This is a genomic window from Paenibacillus sp. FSL R5-0908, assembly GCF_038006245.1.
In the GTDB taxonomy this organism is placed as follows: Bacteria; Bacillota; Bacilli; order Paenibacillales; family Paenibacillaceae; genus Paenibacillus_AQ; species Paenibacillus_AQ odorifer.
Genome location: NZ_JBBOUV010000001.1, coordinates 4,805,868 through 4,823,220 on the forward strand (window position 1 = coordinate 4,805,868; position 17,353 = coordinate 4,823,220).

Annotated in this window: 14 protein-coding genes; 4 read left to right on the forward strand and 10 right to left on the reverse strand. The window is 43.6% G+C overall.

What is annotated here, in order from left to right; translation table 11 throughout:
- Positions 1 to 268: 268 nt before the first annotated feature.
- A complete protein-coding gene (locus MKZ09_RS21885; protein WP_076134412.1) occupies positions 269 to 2,200 on the reverse strand; it encodes an AraC family transcriptional regulator in 1,932 nt (643 codons plus the stop codon).
- A gap of 304 nt (positions 2,201 to 2,504) precedes the next feature.
- Positions 2,505 to 2,861: a MerR family transcriptional regulator gene (locus MKZ09_RS21890; RefSeq protein WP_076134411.1), complete on the reverse strand. Its 357-nt coding sequence runs from the start codon at positions 2,859 to 2,861 to the stop codon at positions 2,505 to 2,507.
- A gap of 135 nt (positions 2,862 to 2,996) precedes the next feature.
- On the opposite strand from MKZ09_RS21890, the gene MKZ09_RS21895 reads away from it, so the two are divergent.
- Positions 2,997 to 3,755 carry an SDR family NAD(P)-dependent oxidoreductase gene (locus MKZ09_RS21895; RefSeq protein WP_076134410.1) on the forward strand — a complete coding sequence of 253 codons (759 nt, stop codon included), beginning with the start codon at positions 2,997 to 2,999 and terminating at the stop codon, positions 3,753 to 3,755.
- A 137-nt stretch (positions 3,756 to 3,892) separates the two neighbouring features.
- Here MKZ09_RS21895 and hcp read toward each other — a convergent pair whose 3' ends face one another.
- The 7 genes from hcp to MKZ09_RS21930 form a co-directional block, all read right to left on the reverse strand.
- Entirely contained in the window at positions 3,893 to 5,185 is a 1,293-nt protein-coding gene (hcp, locus tag MKZ09_RS21900) for a hydroxylamine reductase (protein ID WP_076201580.1), read from the reverse strand.
- 93 nt (positions 5,186 to 5,278) lie between these two features.
- Complete coding sequence (locus MKZ09_RS21905; protein ID WP_143767284.1) at positions 5,279 to 6,679, reverse strand: MFS transporter; 1,401 nt, start codon at positions 6,677 to 6,679, stop codon at positions 5,279 to 5,281.
- Positions 6,680 to 6,867: 188 nt separating this feature from the next.
- Positions 6,868 to 7,425, reverse strand: coding sequence for a cysteine hydrolase family protein (locus MKZ09_RS21910; protein WP_076141041.1), 558 nt, complete (start codon positions 7,423 to 7,425; stop codon positions 6,868 to 6,870).
- Between the two features lie 200 nt (positions 7,426 to 7,625).
- Positions 7,626 to 8,234: a CPBP family intramembrane glutamic endopeptidase gene (locus MKZ09_RS21915; RefSeq protein ID WP_076201575.1), complete on the reverse strand. Its 609-nt coding sequence runs from the start codon at positions 8,232 to 8,234 to the stop codon at positions 7,626 to 7,628.
- 110 nt (positions 8,235 to 8,344) lie between these two features.
- Positions 8,345 to 9,667, reverse strand: a complete 1,323-nt coding sequence (locus tag MKZ09_RS21920) for a sensor histidine kinase (RefSeq protein WP_076201574.1) — start codon at positions 9,665 to 9,667, stop codon at positions 8,345 to 8,347.
- Complete coding sequence (locus tag MKZ09_RS21925; protein WP_076201573.1) at positions 9,668 to 10,393, reverse strand: LytR/AlgR family response regulator transcription factor; 726 nt, start codon at positions 10,391 to 10,393, stop codon at positions 9,668 to 9,670. It abuts the gene before it with no gap.
- Between the two features lie 128 nt (positions 10,394 to 10,521).
- Entirely contained in the window at positions 10,522 to 11,736 is a 1,215-nt protein-coding gene (locus MKZ09_RS21930; RefSeq protein WP_076201842.1) for an MFS transporter, read from the reverse strand.
- Between the two features lie 306 nt (positions 11,737 to 12,042).
- On the opposite strand from MKZ09_RS21930, the gene MKZ09_RS21935 reads away from it, so the two are divergent.
- The 3 genes from MKZ09_RS21935 to MKZ09_RS21945 all read left to right on the forward strand — a co-directional run bounded on the left by MKZ09_RS21935 (position 12,043) and on the right by MKZ09_RS21945 (position 16,173).
- Complete coding sequence (locus MKZ09_RS21935; RefSeq protein WP_256719145.1) at positions 12,043 to 13,623, forward strand: spore germination protein; 1,581 nt, start codon at positions 12,043 to 12,045, stop codon at positions 13,621 to 13,623.
- Positions 13,624 to 13,628: 5 nt separating this feature from the next.
- A complete protein-coding gene (locus MKZ09_RS21940; protein WP_179089507.1) occupies positions 13,629 to 14,798 on the forward strand; it encodes a Ger(x)C family spore germination protein in 1,170 nt (389 codons plus the stop codon).
- 268 nt (positions 14,799 to 15,066) lie between these two features.
- The gene (locus tag MKZ09_RS21945; protein ID WP_076201564.1) at positions 15,067 to 16,173 is read left to right on the forward strand and encodes a GerAB/ArcD/ProY family transporter; all 1,107 of its coding nucleotides are present in this window, start codon (positions 15,067 to 15,069) and stop codon (positions 16,171 to 16,173) included.
- 299 nt (positions 16,174 to 16,472) lie between these two features.
- Here the strand turns inward: MKZ09_RS21945 and MKZ09_RS21950 are convergent, their stop codons facing one another.
- The gene (locus MKZ09_RS21950; RefSeq protein ID WP_256719144.1) at positions 16,473 to 17,276 is read right to left on the reverse strand and encodes a CAP domain-containing protein; all 804 of its coding nucleotides are present in this window, start codon (positions 17,274 to 17,276) and stop codon (positions 16,473 to 16,475) included.
- Positions 17,277 to 17,353: the final 77 nt, after the last annotated feature.

A 17,353-nucleotide genomic window follows, 5' to 3' on the forward strand; every position in this document is an offset into this window, starting at 1 on the left:
TGCATAGAAAGAGATCTAACCTTGACCGTTCAGCACAATCTCTATTCCCTTCCCCACTCCGCTCTTAAAAAAAGGAGGGTATCCCTCCGCCATTTCATGACGTTTAGGACACCCTCTGTCGAACTATTCCACATCCTTATTACAGCACTCTCCAACTTTCCGCTCAAAAATCCCCTGTCGTCCCTAATGGTACGGTTCAGCGCGCTGGCTGTAACGGCAAGTTCTGATTTTAACTTACCGTTGTTCGATCAATCCATACTGTGGGCAGTTACCGACTCGCTGCCTCGATGATCCAGTCGGTCAATTCGTTGATTTGTCTTTTCACGGCGATTGGGTCGCGGTACCAGGATTGGTTCTCCGTCCATAAAAATACCCGATTGTTGCGAATCGGCTCGAGCGTCCCCCAGATCGGATCAGCCTGCAGCGATTCCAAGCTGTCTTCTGTCGTCAGAATCAAATAATCCCCCATGTACTCCGAAAGTTTCTCCAGCGAAAATTCATAGTAGGATTCCTTCAGCATAAATTCTGGAACCGTCGTTGGCGGCTTCAGCCCCATTATTTCATACATTAGCCGGCCGCCTCGTCCCGACTTCGGACCAAAAAGGCTCACGTTTCCATCGTACTCTTGCATAATCGAAAGCGTCTCTCCTTCGGGAACGGCTTGTTGGACTTTCTCCCGAATGTCTGCAATGTCCTTCTCGAATTGTTCGTTCCATTTCTCCGCTTCCTCGCGTTTATCCAGCAAGTCGCCGAAATACAGCATTTCCTCCTGAATGGATGCAAACTGATTGTAAGGAACAGATATCGTAGGTGCGATCATCTGATATTTATCGACTACCTCAGGCTGTGGATTATGCGTTATGATTAAATCCGGATTGAGCTCCAGCAGCTTCTCTAATGAGTCCCCTACATCCGTCACGACGTCCAGCATTCCCTCAAGATAAGGACTCGACATCAAGAACGATTCGGCTGCGATCGGCTGGACTTCCAGCGCGAGTACGGTACCGAGATAAGAAATTGCCGCTACGCGCTGAGGGTGTGCAGGAACCTCGACATCGCCGAAAGCAGTCTTGACTACCTTCATCTCCGAAGATGTCAAAACCTCTGGCTCTTGGGTGATCATGGTTGGAGAAGTGCTGACGGCAACCTGGCTGTTCGTTGCGCCTCCGTTGTTCACCGACCCACCACAAGCTGTTAACGTCACGGTCAAACATAACAGCATCACTGTATAAAAACTTCTGGTTGCTCTAGTCATTTTATTCGCCCCATCCTGTTGAAATTGATAATCAATATCACTCACATAAAAAGGATAGCTTAATGACCGGCTTAGAACAACGGACGATTGTGACCTATTCCTTGCATAATCTGAAACGAACTGACCGTATCGTTTACGATATTGGCCTGGCGTCATGCCGGCATACTTTTTGAACATGCGGCTGAAATAAATGAGGTCCGGATAACCGACATGTGATGCTATTTCCTGTTGCGTTGCTATCGTGCCGGCCAGCAGAGTCTTCGCATCTTCCATTCGGAAACGAATGACGTAGTCCAGCGGACTGAGTCCCGTCTGTTCTTTAAATTTTCGCGAAATGTATTGTTGGCTGTAATTCAATTGCCGAGCAAGCTCCTCAAACGAGATCGGCTGGCGGTAATTCCTGGACAAATGCCGAATAACTTGCTCCGATAAAGATGGCTCACCGGCTCCGAACAGACGCTCCCTCAGGACAGCGTGAACGAAGTGGATAAAGTCTCCCTTGGCCGACAGCCGGGTCAATCCGTCGTCAGAATTAAGCCAACCGTCGCGTATCGTTTGAAGCAGCTCGAGCATGGCCAGCGGTTCGCCAGGCGGGAACCCCCAGCTTTCCAGAAACGGGTCGGATTCCTCCAACATCATATGAAATTCGCGCGAGGCCGAAGCGGGGAGAGACGCTTTGTAGAGTACGATATATACATTCAGCGCTTCTCGGCTCCGAACCGTCACCAGAGAGCCTTTGCCGGCGTGCAGTACATGAAAACGATCGCACAGCCACACCTCATCATCAACCCACAACTCGCCTTGTCCTTGGAAAGCGAATAAAAATGCGCTTGCCGGCAAACGGTATTGATTCAAATCGTTCTCGGTTCCGGCCTGCTTTAGCCGTACATCCAGCACACTCATAATCACCTGGTTCCATATTTGTATAAGTTTCAGAACATCCATAGCTGATTCGCAAACTCCCTTTAAATTCTCAAGAGATAATCATTCTCAATTGAATCATGTTTCTAAACACAATAACGAATACGTCTAGCGCTGTCAATAAGGTGTTGCCGAATGAGACGAGGATGCGAATAGCGAGGCATACGGCTATTTTGCCGGAGTCTAGCCCAAAAGCAAAAGACGCTAGTTCCGCAAACATACGTGCGGAACTAGCGTCTTTCAATGAAACGTGAAAGCCCTTTTTTTGATCTCACAATTATCTTAATCATTAGCATACTTTTATGTCGCCTGCTTAGTGAATGCCGGTCTATTTCGCAAGGGAATTTTTGTAGGCTGCAATTTTGTCTTTCAACATCTTCTCTGTGGCTGTTAAGTTTCTGATTTGGCTCTGTATAGAGTTACTATGATTCTCAAGAAGGTTCAAGCGGGCTTGGGCCGTATGCTCTCCTTCTAAATATAACTGCGCATATTCTCTAATTTGTGAGATCGGCATTTGGGTTTGTTTCAACCTCATCACAAATCGCAGCCAAGCAAGATTGGAGTCATCATATATTCTTTCTCCATTCGCATTCCGTATCGGAGCAATAATCTTTTCCTTTTCATAATATCTCAGTGTATATGCGGTAATCCCTAGTAATTTAGCTACATCGCTGATCGTATACATACAAGCCCCCGAATCTATGTTGATTTTAAGAGTCCCCATAATTATAAAAAACATTTGACTTAGAGTAAACTCTAAGCTTTATGATTACATCGTTGCTGAAACACTAAATATTCTTGTAAAAACGGAGGAATTCACATGAAATATACTGTAGTTACAGGCGCCAGTTCAGGTATAGGTTATGAAACCTCTCTTGCCTTTGCGGCTCGTGGTAAAAACTTAATTGTTACAGCACGCAGAAGGGAGCAACTGGAGGAGCTAAAATCTGAAATCAATCATAACTACCCCGATGTAGATGTCGTTATTCGAGTGACTGACTTATCCGTTTCTAGTAATGCTTATAAGCTTTATGAGGATCTACAAGAGTTCGAAATCGAAACTTGGATCAACAATGCGGGATTTGGAAATTTCGCTTCAGTGGCCAAGCAAGATTTAGATAAAATTTCTGCAATGTTGCATCTGAACATTGAATCATTGACGATCCTTTCCTCTCTATTCGTTCGTGATTACTCCAATGTTGAAGGAACACAATTAATCAACGTTTCATCCGGTGGCGGCTATACTATTGTGGGAAATGCTATTACGTACTGTGCGACTAAGTTCTATGTGAGTGCCTTTACTGAAGGACTCTCTCATGAGTTGAAGAGTCAAGGTGCACTTATGCAGGCTAAAGTGCTGGCACCTGCCGCAACAGAAACAGAATTCGCGAAGCTTTCTTTCGATGTCCCCGAATTCGAATATCAGGGGACTGTGCCGAAATATCATACCGCGAAGGAAATGGCTGGATTCATGCTTGATCTGTATGACAACGATCATGTTGTGGGGATTGTTAATGGTTTGACGTACGAGTTCGAGTTGAGAGATACCCTCTATAATTATGTGGCGAGCACGCGATAAGTTCATCTCATAATGGCAAGTTAAGAAGCATGACCATCCATTACGGATCGCCATGCTTCGACTATGATGTATCACCTAAATCCCCTATCAAACAAAGGCTGCCAAACCCTTCCGGGCGGCAACCTTTGTTTTTTACTCTACGACAATGCCAACATCGCGTTCATATCTTCCTCAGCAGTAGTAATTAGCTTCAATCCAAAAAGCTCTACCAGAACATCCAGTACACCTGGGGAAATGAACTCGGGTGGCTTTGGTCCGATGCGAATGTCCTGAATGCCGAGACTGAACAAGCCTAGCAAAATGGCTACTGCTTTTTGCTCAAACCAAGATAGCACGATGCTGACAGGCAGCTCGTTCACCGTACACTCAAATGCCTCAGCCAGAGCCATGGCAATCTTCACTGTAGAACCGGAATTATTACATTGCCCAAGGTCAATGTAACGCGGAATACCGGTGTCTCCAACGGTGCCATAATCTACGTCATTAAAGCGGAACTTTCCACAAGAAGTAGTTAAAATGACAGTATCGTTCGGTAAGGAAGTCGCCAACTCACGGTAGTAATTCCCGCCAGTACCTGGCGCATCACAGCCAGCAATGACGAAAAACCGGCGGATATGCCCGTCTTTGACAGCTTGAATGATCTCTGGTGCTAACCCGATTACTGTTTCATGATGATATCCGGTCGTAAGTACCAGATCTGACTCTACATCAGCCGCAGGCAGGGACAACGCACGATTAATTAATGGGGAGAAATCGTCGCCCGTTATTTTCTCTACACCTTCCAGCCCCGCTACTTCATATGAGAAAAAGCGGTCTGCATACGTGCCTTTAATCGGCATTACACAGTTTGTGGTAGCAAGAATTGCACCAGGAAACTGCTCGAACAATCTACGCTGATCATACCATGCTTTGCCGATGTTGCCTTTCAGATGCTTATACTTTTTGAGTGCAGGGTATCCATGCGCAGGCAACATTTCTGAGTGGGTATAAATGTTGATGCCTTTCCCCTCTGTCTGCTGCAGTAATTCCTCCAGCGCATATAAATTATGTCCGGTTACAACAATACATTGACCTTCAATTTTGTTCTGACTGACTGTGATCGGTTGCGGAATGCCAAAGCGGTCCGTATGCGCACGATCCAGTACATCCATGATGCGAACCGCAGCATCCCCGACCTTCATCGCCATCTCCAAATGTTCCTGCGTATTAAAGTTGGAATTGGTCAACGTCATATACAAAGCTTCGTGGGTGATACGATCCACCTCGGGATCGCTATATCCTAGCTGCCGGGCATGTGTCGCATAAGCTGCAATTCCTTTTAATGCAAAAATCATCGTATCCTGCAAACTCGCAATGGTTTCATTTTTGCCACATACCCCTACAACGGTGCATCCGCCATTTGGTGTCTGTTCACATTGGTAACAAAACATATCGTTATCCTCCATATCTAGATAATCATTCGTTACTTCCAACGTAACAGAACACCAAAGCTTGAGTTGTGATTACACACACATTTTTTTAGATCAAGCAGATTTAAATGTCCTTCTATTTATAACAACCATTAATACAATAACGCTTAAACAAATGAAAATATTAATCTCAAAAACCAATTTGAACCCCTGCAACTGACTCCCTTGTCCTGTCTCTCCACTCATCACACCAAGTCCAAGTGCTGAGCCAAAGACCATCCCCGCATTTCTTGTTAAAGCAATTAATCCGCCAATCGAACCCACGTGTTCCCGAGGTGTCTGCTGCATAATGAAGCTATTATTAGGAGAGGCAATGAGCCCCATACCAAGGCCTATAAGAGATAGAATCGCCGCGATTCCATAAATCGGTATATGGTCTAAATACACCAGCAACAAGATAAACCCGCTTCCCATACAGCCCAGTCCCATAAGCATCAGACGATGAGAGCCATAACGGTCGGAGCAGTAGCCTGCGAGAGGACCTGCAAACGCCAAGGCAATGGGATAAGCCGCCATAATATATCCTGTCGTAGATGACGAGAACGGAGCCGACGCTCCCATCAAATAAAATGGAATGAGGACAAGCAATGTATTAGATAAAATAAAAGAGGCACAGCTAACGATCAAGCCTCCCGCTACAGTTGGAATTTTCAATGCTTGTAAAGGTAGAAAAGGATTTTTTTGCTTCCGTTCCCAGAATAGAAAAGTAATCAAAAACAAGAAAACTCCCACCAAACTTGTCATTGTCCGCACGGACACCCAGCCCCATTTGCTCCCATTTGTTATTACGAGAAGAACCAAGGTGATGAATGACATAAACAAGCTGGCCCCCACGAAGCTGATAGCACCCGGCTTGCGCTCTTGCACACGGTTCGGGATGTACCGATATGCCATAATTGTAGCCACAATCGCCACAGGAACATGGATTAAAAATAACCATTTCCAGCTCAGCCACTCTGCAATCAAACCTCCCGCTATAGGTCCCGTCATCCCGCCCAGCGCGACAGCTGTACTTAAAATTCCGAGTGCACGACCTCTTTGCTCTTTCGGCATATGAATGGTGATGAGTGCAATATTAGTTGCTTGGAACATCGCAGCTCCTACTCCCTGTACAACTCTGAGCGTTAGCAATATTGGCAGATTTGGTGAAAAAGCGACCAGGATAGAACCCACAGTAAAAATCACAAATCCAAGATTGTGGATCCGGCGAAAACCATAACGGTCGCCCAGTTTCCCCATAACAGGAAGAAGTGCCGTAATCACTAGCAGATACCCTGTTGTGATCCATAATCCCTTCCCAAGCTCTGTCTGAAAATAATTCACAATAAAAGGAAGCGACACATTCACAATTCCGGCTGTAAAATGGGAAATAAACGCCCCCATACAAATAGCCGCCATCATCCCCAGCCGCTGCCCGTGTCTGCTTTTAAACTCTATATCTTTTGCTGCTATCATGTTGACCCCGTCCCTACTCATATTGTTTAAGAATTACTAACAATTATAAGTAGATCCCTTGCAAGAACAATCCCATAAAGATGGGATGGAAATGGTTTAGGCGAATATGTCTTTCAGAATAGGTGAGGAAAATCAGAGGTAATGCAATACAGCAAAAAGCGGCACATTTAAGTGCCGCCTCTGAATTATTATCTATAAGAGTCATGCGTTGGGCGAAACAAGTCTTCTTCGGAACTTCTAACCATAGAAAAGTGTTCGACATTGTAGTGCCCATGTAATGTTTTATTGTGATGCTTGATAATTTGCTCTGCACTTAAAACATCATTGTCCGTTGTAGAATGACCATCTCCGACCAATGTAACATCCATGCCGCTAACCGTGGCCGTCCGAACCGCAGTATCGATGCAGTGTTGAGTTTTACATCCCATAATGACCACATGCTCAATCTGCTGATCTTTCAGATATTGTAGCAGTTCAGTTCCGTGAAAAGAATTCGTTGCCAGCTTATCAAAGATTTTGGCATTTGCAGACCTATTGATTTCATTGTGCACTTGAAAGCCTGCACCTGTTCCTTCAGCGACATCAAGATCCCTAACAAACACAACTTCGACATTGGCTTCTTTTGCTTGTTCAATCACTTTATTAATATTCCGGATAAGCTGCTCTTTATTGAATACCGCACTTTCCTTTTCGTTTCCATCCATTAATTCTTGTTGTGCATCGATGATTAATAATACCTGATTCAAATGATTTTCCCCTTTCGAATGGTGGGGAACGCTAACACGCTTGATCAGTTAAACGTTTTCCCCATATCATTTTGCAAGGTGACATTGTTTTTCATAATATCTACCTCCCAATAAAAATGGTATATAAACTTTAATCTTATAATTTAAGACTTTTTTAGTTTACCATATTTTTAAAATGTACTCTCTAAAAACTTTGATCGCTACATCCATTGATACATCATAAAAATGGAGGAAATCAGATTAGTCAGCCCGTGCAGGACCCAACCTGGAATGATCGAACCGCCGGATAACTTCTCATTCAATATTCCGATACTCCAACCCACAAGACCCGTAAGAAGCATTACAACAGCAGAATTCAAAAATCCGGCACTACTGTATAACAGCACAGCATGTACGACACCAAATAATAAAGCTTGAGCACAGTTTCCAATTCCGAATCCGAATTTCGAACTTAACCGTTTTCCAATGAAGCCGCGGAACAGAATCTCTTCGGACAAGCTAGTCTGCAACCAAGAATAAATCAATGCCGGAATCAAACCCTTAAGACCTGTACCATAAAACTGTGAGCTGGCCAAAGTATTCCTATCCAGCATGTAGATTGCTGTAAGCATTCCCAGACTGGTGAATATAGTCATCGTAAGTATAAAACATAGTATGAACTGCTTCCTAGAAATCAATTGGGGTTTCTTCCAGCCAATCCACATGGCAAAGGATGATGTTTTTCTGCTTGTAAAAAACCAGTATGTATAGGGAATGATGCTGAATAAGATGAGCTGAAGGACTGCACTGATGAGCAATGACAATGTCAACGGAATACCCTCCCTTTAATAAGAACAGCCTCAATATATCATGGACCGCTGCTTGCCCGCGGGAAGAGACCGTAACTTGCAGGTTAGGTGGAGTAGTTGGTTTCGGATTGCTACTCAGGCAGTGGTAATACCGCCAACATCATGAACTGCCCATTCTCATATCTGAAACTGACACTTCCTTGAAGCTGTTGAACCGCATACTCAATGCTTTCGATTCCGAACCCTCTACGCCCAAAGTTCCGCTTGCTGGACAAAAAAGAGCCCTGCCCGTCCTCTGTAAGCAGAGATGCAGGATTCTTTAAAGAAATCACCAATAACCCTTCGGTATAAATTACTTCCAGCTCAATAACATTCTGCTCTGACTCTGGTAATCTCTGAACCCCTTCAATTGCATTATCTAATGCATTGCCTAGAATAATTGCAATATCAACCTCTTTGCCTGCAAGTGACAGGTCCTGCGGGATGCGAAAATGAGATTGCATTGTAACTTGATGTAGCTCAGCTTTTGCGAATTTCTCATTATAAATGGCATCAATAGCAATATTTCCAGAAGAAATAAACTTTTCTCCCGCCTCCTGTGTCGAAGCAACCTCTGCAATATATCGCTTGGCTTCTTCTAAAGCGCCTTCATCCAGCAGAGAATGAATAAGGATCAGCACATGATTCAGATCATGCCGCAAACGCTGTGCTTCCTGATTATCTTTCAGTTTACTCGTGTAATCCTTCACTTGCTGCTGAAGCACATGATTATGGAATTCGATCTGCATCCGTTTCATTAACTTTTGATATATAAACATTACAGCCACATTAATTACAAGAATCCCAAGCAGGATGAATACACAATCAAGCGGAATATTAAAAGGTTTATCACTGGAATGTCTCAGATTCACAATAATAATAAGCAAAGAACCCGCCGAAACAAGATTCAACACAGCCCAATCCTGATTCGACAGTAACGTAGTGGTGTCCACTTTGAACAACCGCAGCAATAGCAGACATAACATGATGCTTAGCAAAACAACTAATAGGAAAGCAAAAGATAACCACCAGAAATTAACTGTATCTATTCCCTCTCCATTGAGTGGGATATGCTGAATCCCATACCATACCAGCATTTCAATAACCACCGTAAACACTGTATAGAAACTGCTAAAGAACAGCTTTTGTAGCACACTGCCACGGAAATAAAAAATAGTAATCAGACTATACACAATCAGGTGAAGGATGACCGAATCAACTAGAGATAAGCTGGCAGCAGTAAGCGATTTAACCATATAAAAGATAATAAGACAGCCTATAAATGACTTTTTGCTCCTGTTCAGGATTAGAAATTTCTTGAGAAAAATATAAAATGTGACCCCTTGCGGAACATAGATAAGGATGAGCATAAATACACCAAAAAAGTAAGGACTAATCTCCCGGATGAAAGACATTTATCTTAAGAGCCTCTTTTCTATAAAGGCATGGTAAGACCGTAAAGAATCAGAGCTTTTACTGCGGCTGACTGGAAGTTCCACCCCGTTCTTCAGCTGAATAAGTTCCTTGCTTAAAGAACGAACATGCAGCCAATTTACCAGGAATCCCGTATGTACGCGACAGAAATCATGTGATCCCAGCTGTCCTTCCAACTCTCCCAGTTTGCCATAATACGAGTAAGTCTCTTGTTCAGTATAAAGGACCAACTTTTTGCCTCGTTCTACCGTGATATACATAATATCATCTACCCTTAAATTATAGCTCATATGATGGATTGAGAATGTCAGCACATTGTTTCTTTGCAAGCATTGCTGAATGGCTTTGACTGTGGCGGTCTGCAGTTCATGTTCATCAATAGGTTTCAGTAAATAGCGAAAGGGATGAACCGCAAAGCTTCTTCTCATATAACTTGTATGGCTGGTGACATAAATAATTAATACCCTGGCATCTTTGAGCCGGATCTTCTCTGCGACTTCTATACCGTTATACTCGGGCATCTCCATATCCAGATAAACTATATCGTATGCGGTAGACGTCATTGTCTGAAGCAGGGTTTGGCCTGATTCATAAATCTCAATAGAGGCGGTCATCCCTTGCAGGCTAGTCATCTGCTTCATGAGTAATTCTTCCAACCGCGAGGCATCTTGCCTCTGATCGTCACAGATAGCAATGTTAAGATTCATATTATGTATCCCTCCAAGTGAACGTAATTCTATCATATTATAATTTGGAAAAATATGAAGAAACGCCAAAAAGCCGATCCTCTCGGACCGGCCAATAAACTCTTTTCATAGGAAAGTTTTTACCCTAATCAATTCATCGGAATCGCGGACGCCAGCCGCCGAAACTGGATGAAAATAAACAGAGCGGTCAGCATCACCACAATTCCTGAACCGAGGAACCATAGCTGCACTCCGTATCGATCCACTACAGGTCCTGCCAACAGCAGTCCAATTGGCGAAGACAACATCATAATGCTTGTCACAAGTGAAATGACACGCCCAAGCATCTCGGGTTCAAAAGAACGTTGGATCATCGCCATGAAGGGACCATTGAAGAAGGGTGCCGCACTGCCCATCAAGAACGAGAGAATGGCAAAGATCACAAATGCGTTTGGCCCAATCAAACCACTGATCACACAGGTAAGACCGATGACTAGCAGACCTACGCTCATATAGCTAATGTCGCTCCATTTAGATGAGAACATCGACAATAGCAGACCGCCTAAAATCATCCCGATGCTGAACACCGCTTCCACCAGGCTGGCACTGTATCCTCCACGGCCAAAATGAGACAATGTCATATAAGGAAATAGTGTCGCTAAGGGCATAAATGCGATACTAAACACCGCAGTAGCCCCCGTAATCAACACAATGGGTTTCGCTTGAATGAGTGCGTTCCAACCCAAACGGAATTCTTGAACGAAAGACGGAGCAATTGTAGCCTGCACTTTAGGCTGATGGATCTTCACCATGAACAGCATCAGATTCGCAATCAAAGCCCCGGCCACATCGAGTAGCAATACTGCCCCAAGCGAAGTTGCCGAGTAAACCGCTATCCCAAGTGCAGGACCCATTACATTCGAGAAAGAGAACACCATCTGCTGCCAGCCCGCGACTCTTGTCAATTCTTCTTCAGGTGCAATCAACGGAACAGCCGCCTGAAAAGCCGGGGCATGAAAGGCCGAAGCCGCTGAACGCAAGCTCAGAATGACATACACAAAACCAAGTCCCGGTTCCCCCCACATGAAATAAATACCTAATATCAGACTGAAAAGCGCTATTGCGCTATCAGCAATAATCATCGTTGTTTTACGATTCCAACGGTCCAGCCAGACCCCTACAAAAGGACCCAAGACCGCTTGCGGCAAAAACGCTGCCAACCCAGCAATCATCAAAACTGCCGCTGACCCTGTCGATTCCGTCAAGTGCCAGATCACCGCGAATTGAACCATCGAACTCGTGAGAATCGAGAAAATCTGTCCGCTAAAAATAAGGGCGAAGGCTTTTTTCCATTGTATTTGCATAAGGTCATCTCCTTTGATTAAAAACTCAAATAAACTCATTCCATGAGCATAGGCATACTGAAACAGGCGCATCACAAATAAACTCATTTCCTTATCTCAAAAAAATGAATGAGTCCACTTGTCTTGCACCACTGATTACCATAAACGAATGGAATGGGTCACAAGGAGCACCTCCTGGAAAAAATTATGTTCATTATAACATCGCATCTCTTCCATGAGCCAGTTCCAATTGTTCTTCCGAATAAATTCCTAAATAAGGGAGAAGATAAAAATCACTTAACATCTCATTTATTTAAGGAGAATTGCATGCGGAAATTTTTTAACGCCAAGACACCTTCGTCTAATCCTAAGGTGCACCCTCAATTCGAAGCCGAAAATGAGCTTTCAATGAAGGATCTTTTTTCCCATGCTATCTCTGCGTCTCTCGAAGACAACTTGCAGATTATTAATAACTGTTTTGCCAATTGCTCAGACCTAAAGGTTATTCCATGGCATTATGGCCCGGATCTTAAGTATGAAGCCTCATCCGTCTATTTCAATACACTTACTAAGTCTGACCCTACAAATTATTTTAAAGATGTCTTGCAGAATTTAGTTCCGCATGAGCTGGGTCCTACCTTAGACGTGACCGTTGAAGATATAATCTCCTATTTTGAAAAAAATGGTGTTTCATCACCGCTGCTTGAATTAATGGACAATATCGGTCAAGCCATTAAGGGGATTCTTGATGGGAAAGTTGTCCTTTTTTTTACAGGTTGGCAAAAAGCCGTTGCCTATTATGCCTTCGATGTAGAACAGCGCCAAACCTCTGAGCCCATTTCAGAGCCTACTGTTCAAGGTCCCCACGTCAGCTTTATAGAAAGCTTGGAGCGTAATGTGGGTGTTATTCGTAGTTTGCTGAAATCTACCAATCTTAAGTTCGAGTTCTTTACCTCTGGTAAGCAGGTTCAAAGAACGTTGTCCTATGGTTATCTGGATGGAGTAGTCAAACCAGAAACATTAAATCAATTCAAACAACGTATAGCGAGCATTGATCAGGAAGAAATTCTTGACGTCTCCTATCTCGAAGAGTGGATCGGTGATTCGCTCTACTCACCATTTCCACAAGTCCGCTATACAGAACGACCGGATACAGCTACAACAGCTCTGCTAGACGGGAAGATTATTGCTATGGTTAACGGAAGTCCTTCCATTCTGATCTGTCCCGGGAATTTCATGGAGTTTTTTACGAATAGCGAAGATTATTACTACCGGACCATTTTTTCATCATTGATAAGAATGATTAGGGTCGCGGCCTTCATCATCGCCCTGCTGTTACCCAGTACCTATATTGCCTTATCCAACTTCCATTCCGAACTAATTCCCACGGTTCTGCTGCTTGCCATTCTAAACACACGCGAAGGAATCCCCTTTCCGGCGATGGTTGAAGCTTTGATCATGGAGTTTTTCTTTGAGCTATTGAGAGAGGCGGGCATACGCTTACCCAGACCGATTGGATCGGCCGTCAGTATCGTCGGGGCATTGGTCATTGGACAAGCAGCTATTCAATCGCAGATTGCCTCTCCGGTCATGGTCATTGTCGTCGCTTTGACGGGCATTGCCTCATTTGCACTACCTCAATACAATATGGCAATTGCACTGCGGATTTTACGGTTTCCTTTAATGATTCTCGCGGCAACGTTCGGAGGACTTGGCATCATGGTCGGTTTTATTCTAATTTATCTCCATCTGGCTACCTTGCGCTCTTTAGGAGAACCGTATTTAGATTCGTTAGCTCCGCTAGATCTTAAAAGAGTACGTGATTCTATTTTTCTACTTCCGAGAAGACTGCTGCTTCATTCACCACGAAATCGACACCTATATAAAAAGACTTCAGGAAGGAAGTAGATATAGTGAAGCGGCTTACTATTATACTAATTTCCCTTCTTGTACTCACTCTAACTAGCGGATGCTGGGATAATAAAGAATTGGACGAGTATGGGTATGTGCAGGCAGTCGCCATTGACCAAAGCGAAGACAATCATTTTGTGATTACGACACATTTCTATAATCCTTCCACCAAAATAGAAATGGGACAAGCAGGGAATCCAGCGTCCAAGGGAATTAATATTGTTACTAGTGGAGAAACCTTTTTTGAAGCCATAAGGGAGATCCCGGCAAAATTTGGTCGAAAAGCCAAATGGGATCATATGCGCGTCATATTAATCGGGGAGCAACTAGCCAGAACTTCGAACATCCGGGAGGTACTTGATTTCTTCTCCAGGGATCAAGAACCGCGTGGTACCGTTCTTCCTCTCATCGCTGAGCAATCTGCGGCACCATTTTTAGATATCAGCCCGTTTATCGAGCAGACCATTGGTCAACAGTATAAGAGAATGGAGACGAGCGGTGCTCTATATGCCGCAAAAACTTCCAAGATTCCTCTTTATGAGCTGGCTATACAAATGTGTAGCCCCTCTAATACTTCTATCATCCCCTACCTGCATAAGAGCAGTTTGGATCATAAACCATTGATATCTGGGCTGGCTGTAATTCATGACGGGAAAATGATCGACATTCTAAAGGAGAAGGATACAGAAGCATTCATGATGCTGACGGATAGATATATCTATGGAGTACTAGAATTTCCTTGCCCGGATGAGACCGAAGCACCGCTGCGAAAAAAAGAAACACTTGAAGTACTTACCTTCAACAGTACGCTTACTCCAATCGTAAAAAATGGTTCTGTGTCCGTCAGTGTGAAAATTGCTATTGAAGGGATGATCGGAGAATTACGTTGCTCACATTTAAAAAACAATAAGGACATGAAGCTTTTTGAGCAGCGTATCATAACTCAGGTTGAGCAACAGGTAAAGCATGCAACCAAGTTTTTGAAAACAAAAAAGATCGATGCACTCGGAATTGGCAATCAGATTTACCGGAAAAATCCGCAGCTGTGGAAACAACTAGAGCCACAATGGAAGGAAACCTTCGCCCAGACTCAGTTCGATATCAACGTTGATGTCAAAGTATTAAGCACTGGAATGAACTCAGGTACAATATTCGGAACAAAGGAGAAGTAGCTATGGTGGGAAAAATTATCTGCGTCCTGTTATTAGCTTCCGCTATGTTAGCCCATGACCTCCCAAGGTTTAGGCAAGCCTCCATCCGCGATCGAGTAGTTTACGGTGTATTATTACTACCCGTACTTTATCTCGGATTTATCTTTATTGCAGCTAAGCCATGGCCCAATTTAGACTCCATCTTCAATTTACTTACGGCCCCAGCTGAGCATATCGTCCATTGGATCAACCCTGCTATTTCATAAGCTTAAAGAATGAGGAGGAACGTATGAATAAGCAAGAACGTGTTAGCTCGATCCAAATGTCCATGCTGTTTCTCTTCTTTATGACCGGTTCCTCAATCGTCATCGTTCCTGCGTCACTAACTAACTTTGCCGGCAACGGAGCCTGGATATCCCTCTTAATCGCCTCGGCCATAGGAATGGTTCTGCTTTCCGGTATTCTATATTTGAACCGACGAGCGCCAGATCTTTCGCTTGTGGAACAAAGCCGCTCCGTACTTGGAAACGGACTGACCCTCGTCCTCCTGATTCCTTTCACTTGTGTGCTATTTTGGAATGTCGCAGGAATTGTAATTGAGATCGGAACCTTTTTCAAAAGTACGATGTTGAAAGAAACGCCCACTTACGCGGTAAATACCATGTTTTTTATAACGATTGCGATGACAGCTCTAGCTGGAATCGAAGTGATTGCCCGCATGGCAGCCGTCCTAATGTCACTAATGTTCGGATTTATCATCTTAGTCTGGATACTCGTAGCAGGGCTGTATCATCCCGAGTACCTACTGCCCATCATGCCTGATGGATTTAGGCCTATCCTAAGTGCAACATATGTAGTCTATGGCTTTCCCTATTCCGAGCTTATCGTTTTTTCGATGATTTTACCGTTCGTGCGTAAAGAAGACAATTCTAAACTGGGAAAACAGATGTATCTTGCACTCATCATCAATGCCCTGACATTAATTGCTTCTGTCATTAGCAGTATTCTGGTACTGGGACCACTGTCCGGCAGCTTGAAATATTCATTATATCAGTTGGCGAGACTCATTTATTTTCAGGAAACCATTGAAAGAATCGAATCCGTGATTGGTTTTTCACTCATTATCGGCTTCTATTTCAAGGCTTCTATCTTGCTGCTTATTCTTATTAAAGTACTAAAGGAGCTTCTGAGATTGAACGATGAACGCTTAATTGTTTTCCCTCTTGCTTTTGTCTGCCTGCTGTTATCTGTAACGACTTACACACAGGAGTCTGAGCTTGAGGAAATCGTGAATACTACATGGCCCTTGATCACTAACCTAGCTTACATTCTGCCGTTTCTTCTGATTCTGTTGGTCACTTTCATTCGTTATCATATAAATCAACACAAAAAATAACCCGTTCTAAACGGATTCAATATCCCCTATCTCATTTCGCAGACTTCGGCTTCTTCTTTTCTTGAATCCAGTCCGCCAGCAAAAGTATTACTCTACATAATTGCTTTTTTTGCGGGAATAGCTGCTATACAGTCCGCGAGGATGCAAAATATGGACCAATGCCACGATTAAGATCAGCTGTGTCCTATGGGTTTGGTATGTTCAAGTGTTATTGGATCAAACTAAGCAAAGAAGGGATGCCCAACAGCCACTTTTAGCTTATTAGGACACCCCTGTTAAGGTTATTAAGTTACTCGCCGCTAACCAATAAATTCTTGAACCCACTCGCTGTTATAATAACCTATTCCAATTTCTGTGAAGCTGCTATTCAGGATGTTGGCACGATGACCCGGACTGTTCATCCATTGGTTCATTACTTCTTCTGCGCTCGACTGACCTTTGGCGATGTTTTCCCCTGCTGAGTTATATGAGATCCCGAATGCTTTCATCATATCGAACGGAGATCCATACGTAGGAGACTGATGGTCAAAATAATTATTGTCATACATATCCTGCGCTTTAGCCAAAGCCATTTTCGAAAGTTCGCTATTTAAACTAAGGGGCTTTAAGCCTGCATTCGTTCTTTCTTTATTCACCAGATCCAATACTTGCTGTACCGATTGAGATGTATTGGTAGATGGTTGTGGATTTGCAGATTTCTGTGGGACAGCAGAATGTTGCGGATTTGCAGAATATTGTGGTTTGGCCGACTGCTGCGGATACGTTGTTTGATCTGTTGTGCTTCCTGTAGGTGGATTGGTCCGAATGAACCCATCCAGCCATTTCGTTACATCGCCTGGAACTTGTTTAGTCTTAATTGTTGAATTCCCTGCATTCTCCGTGGAAATGGAAGATGCTTGCGTTAAAGTTGACGTTGAGGTAGTTTTACGAGCATGATTGTCAACCTTCGTTTGTTGAGTAGTCATTTGGTTGTTGTCCGAATTATTACCCGAACAAGCAGTAACGAGTAATAGCGCTACTATTACGATAAATGGTTTAATAAGAACCCCTCCTGATTTGGCAAAGTAGTGACTTAATCGAATAAAGTTTCTGTAAAGTGCCACTGATTTATTCATCCTTAATACAAAAATATAAAAAGTAAAAAAGTCCACTCGCAACATGGTTGCTGTGGACTTAATCT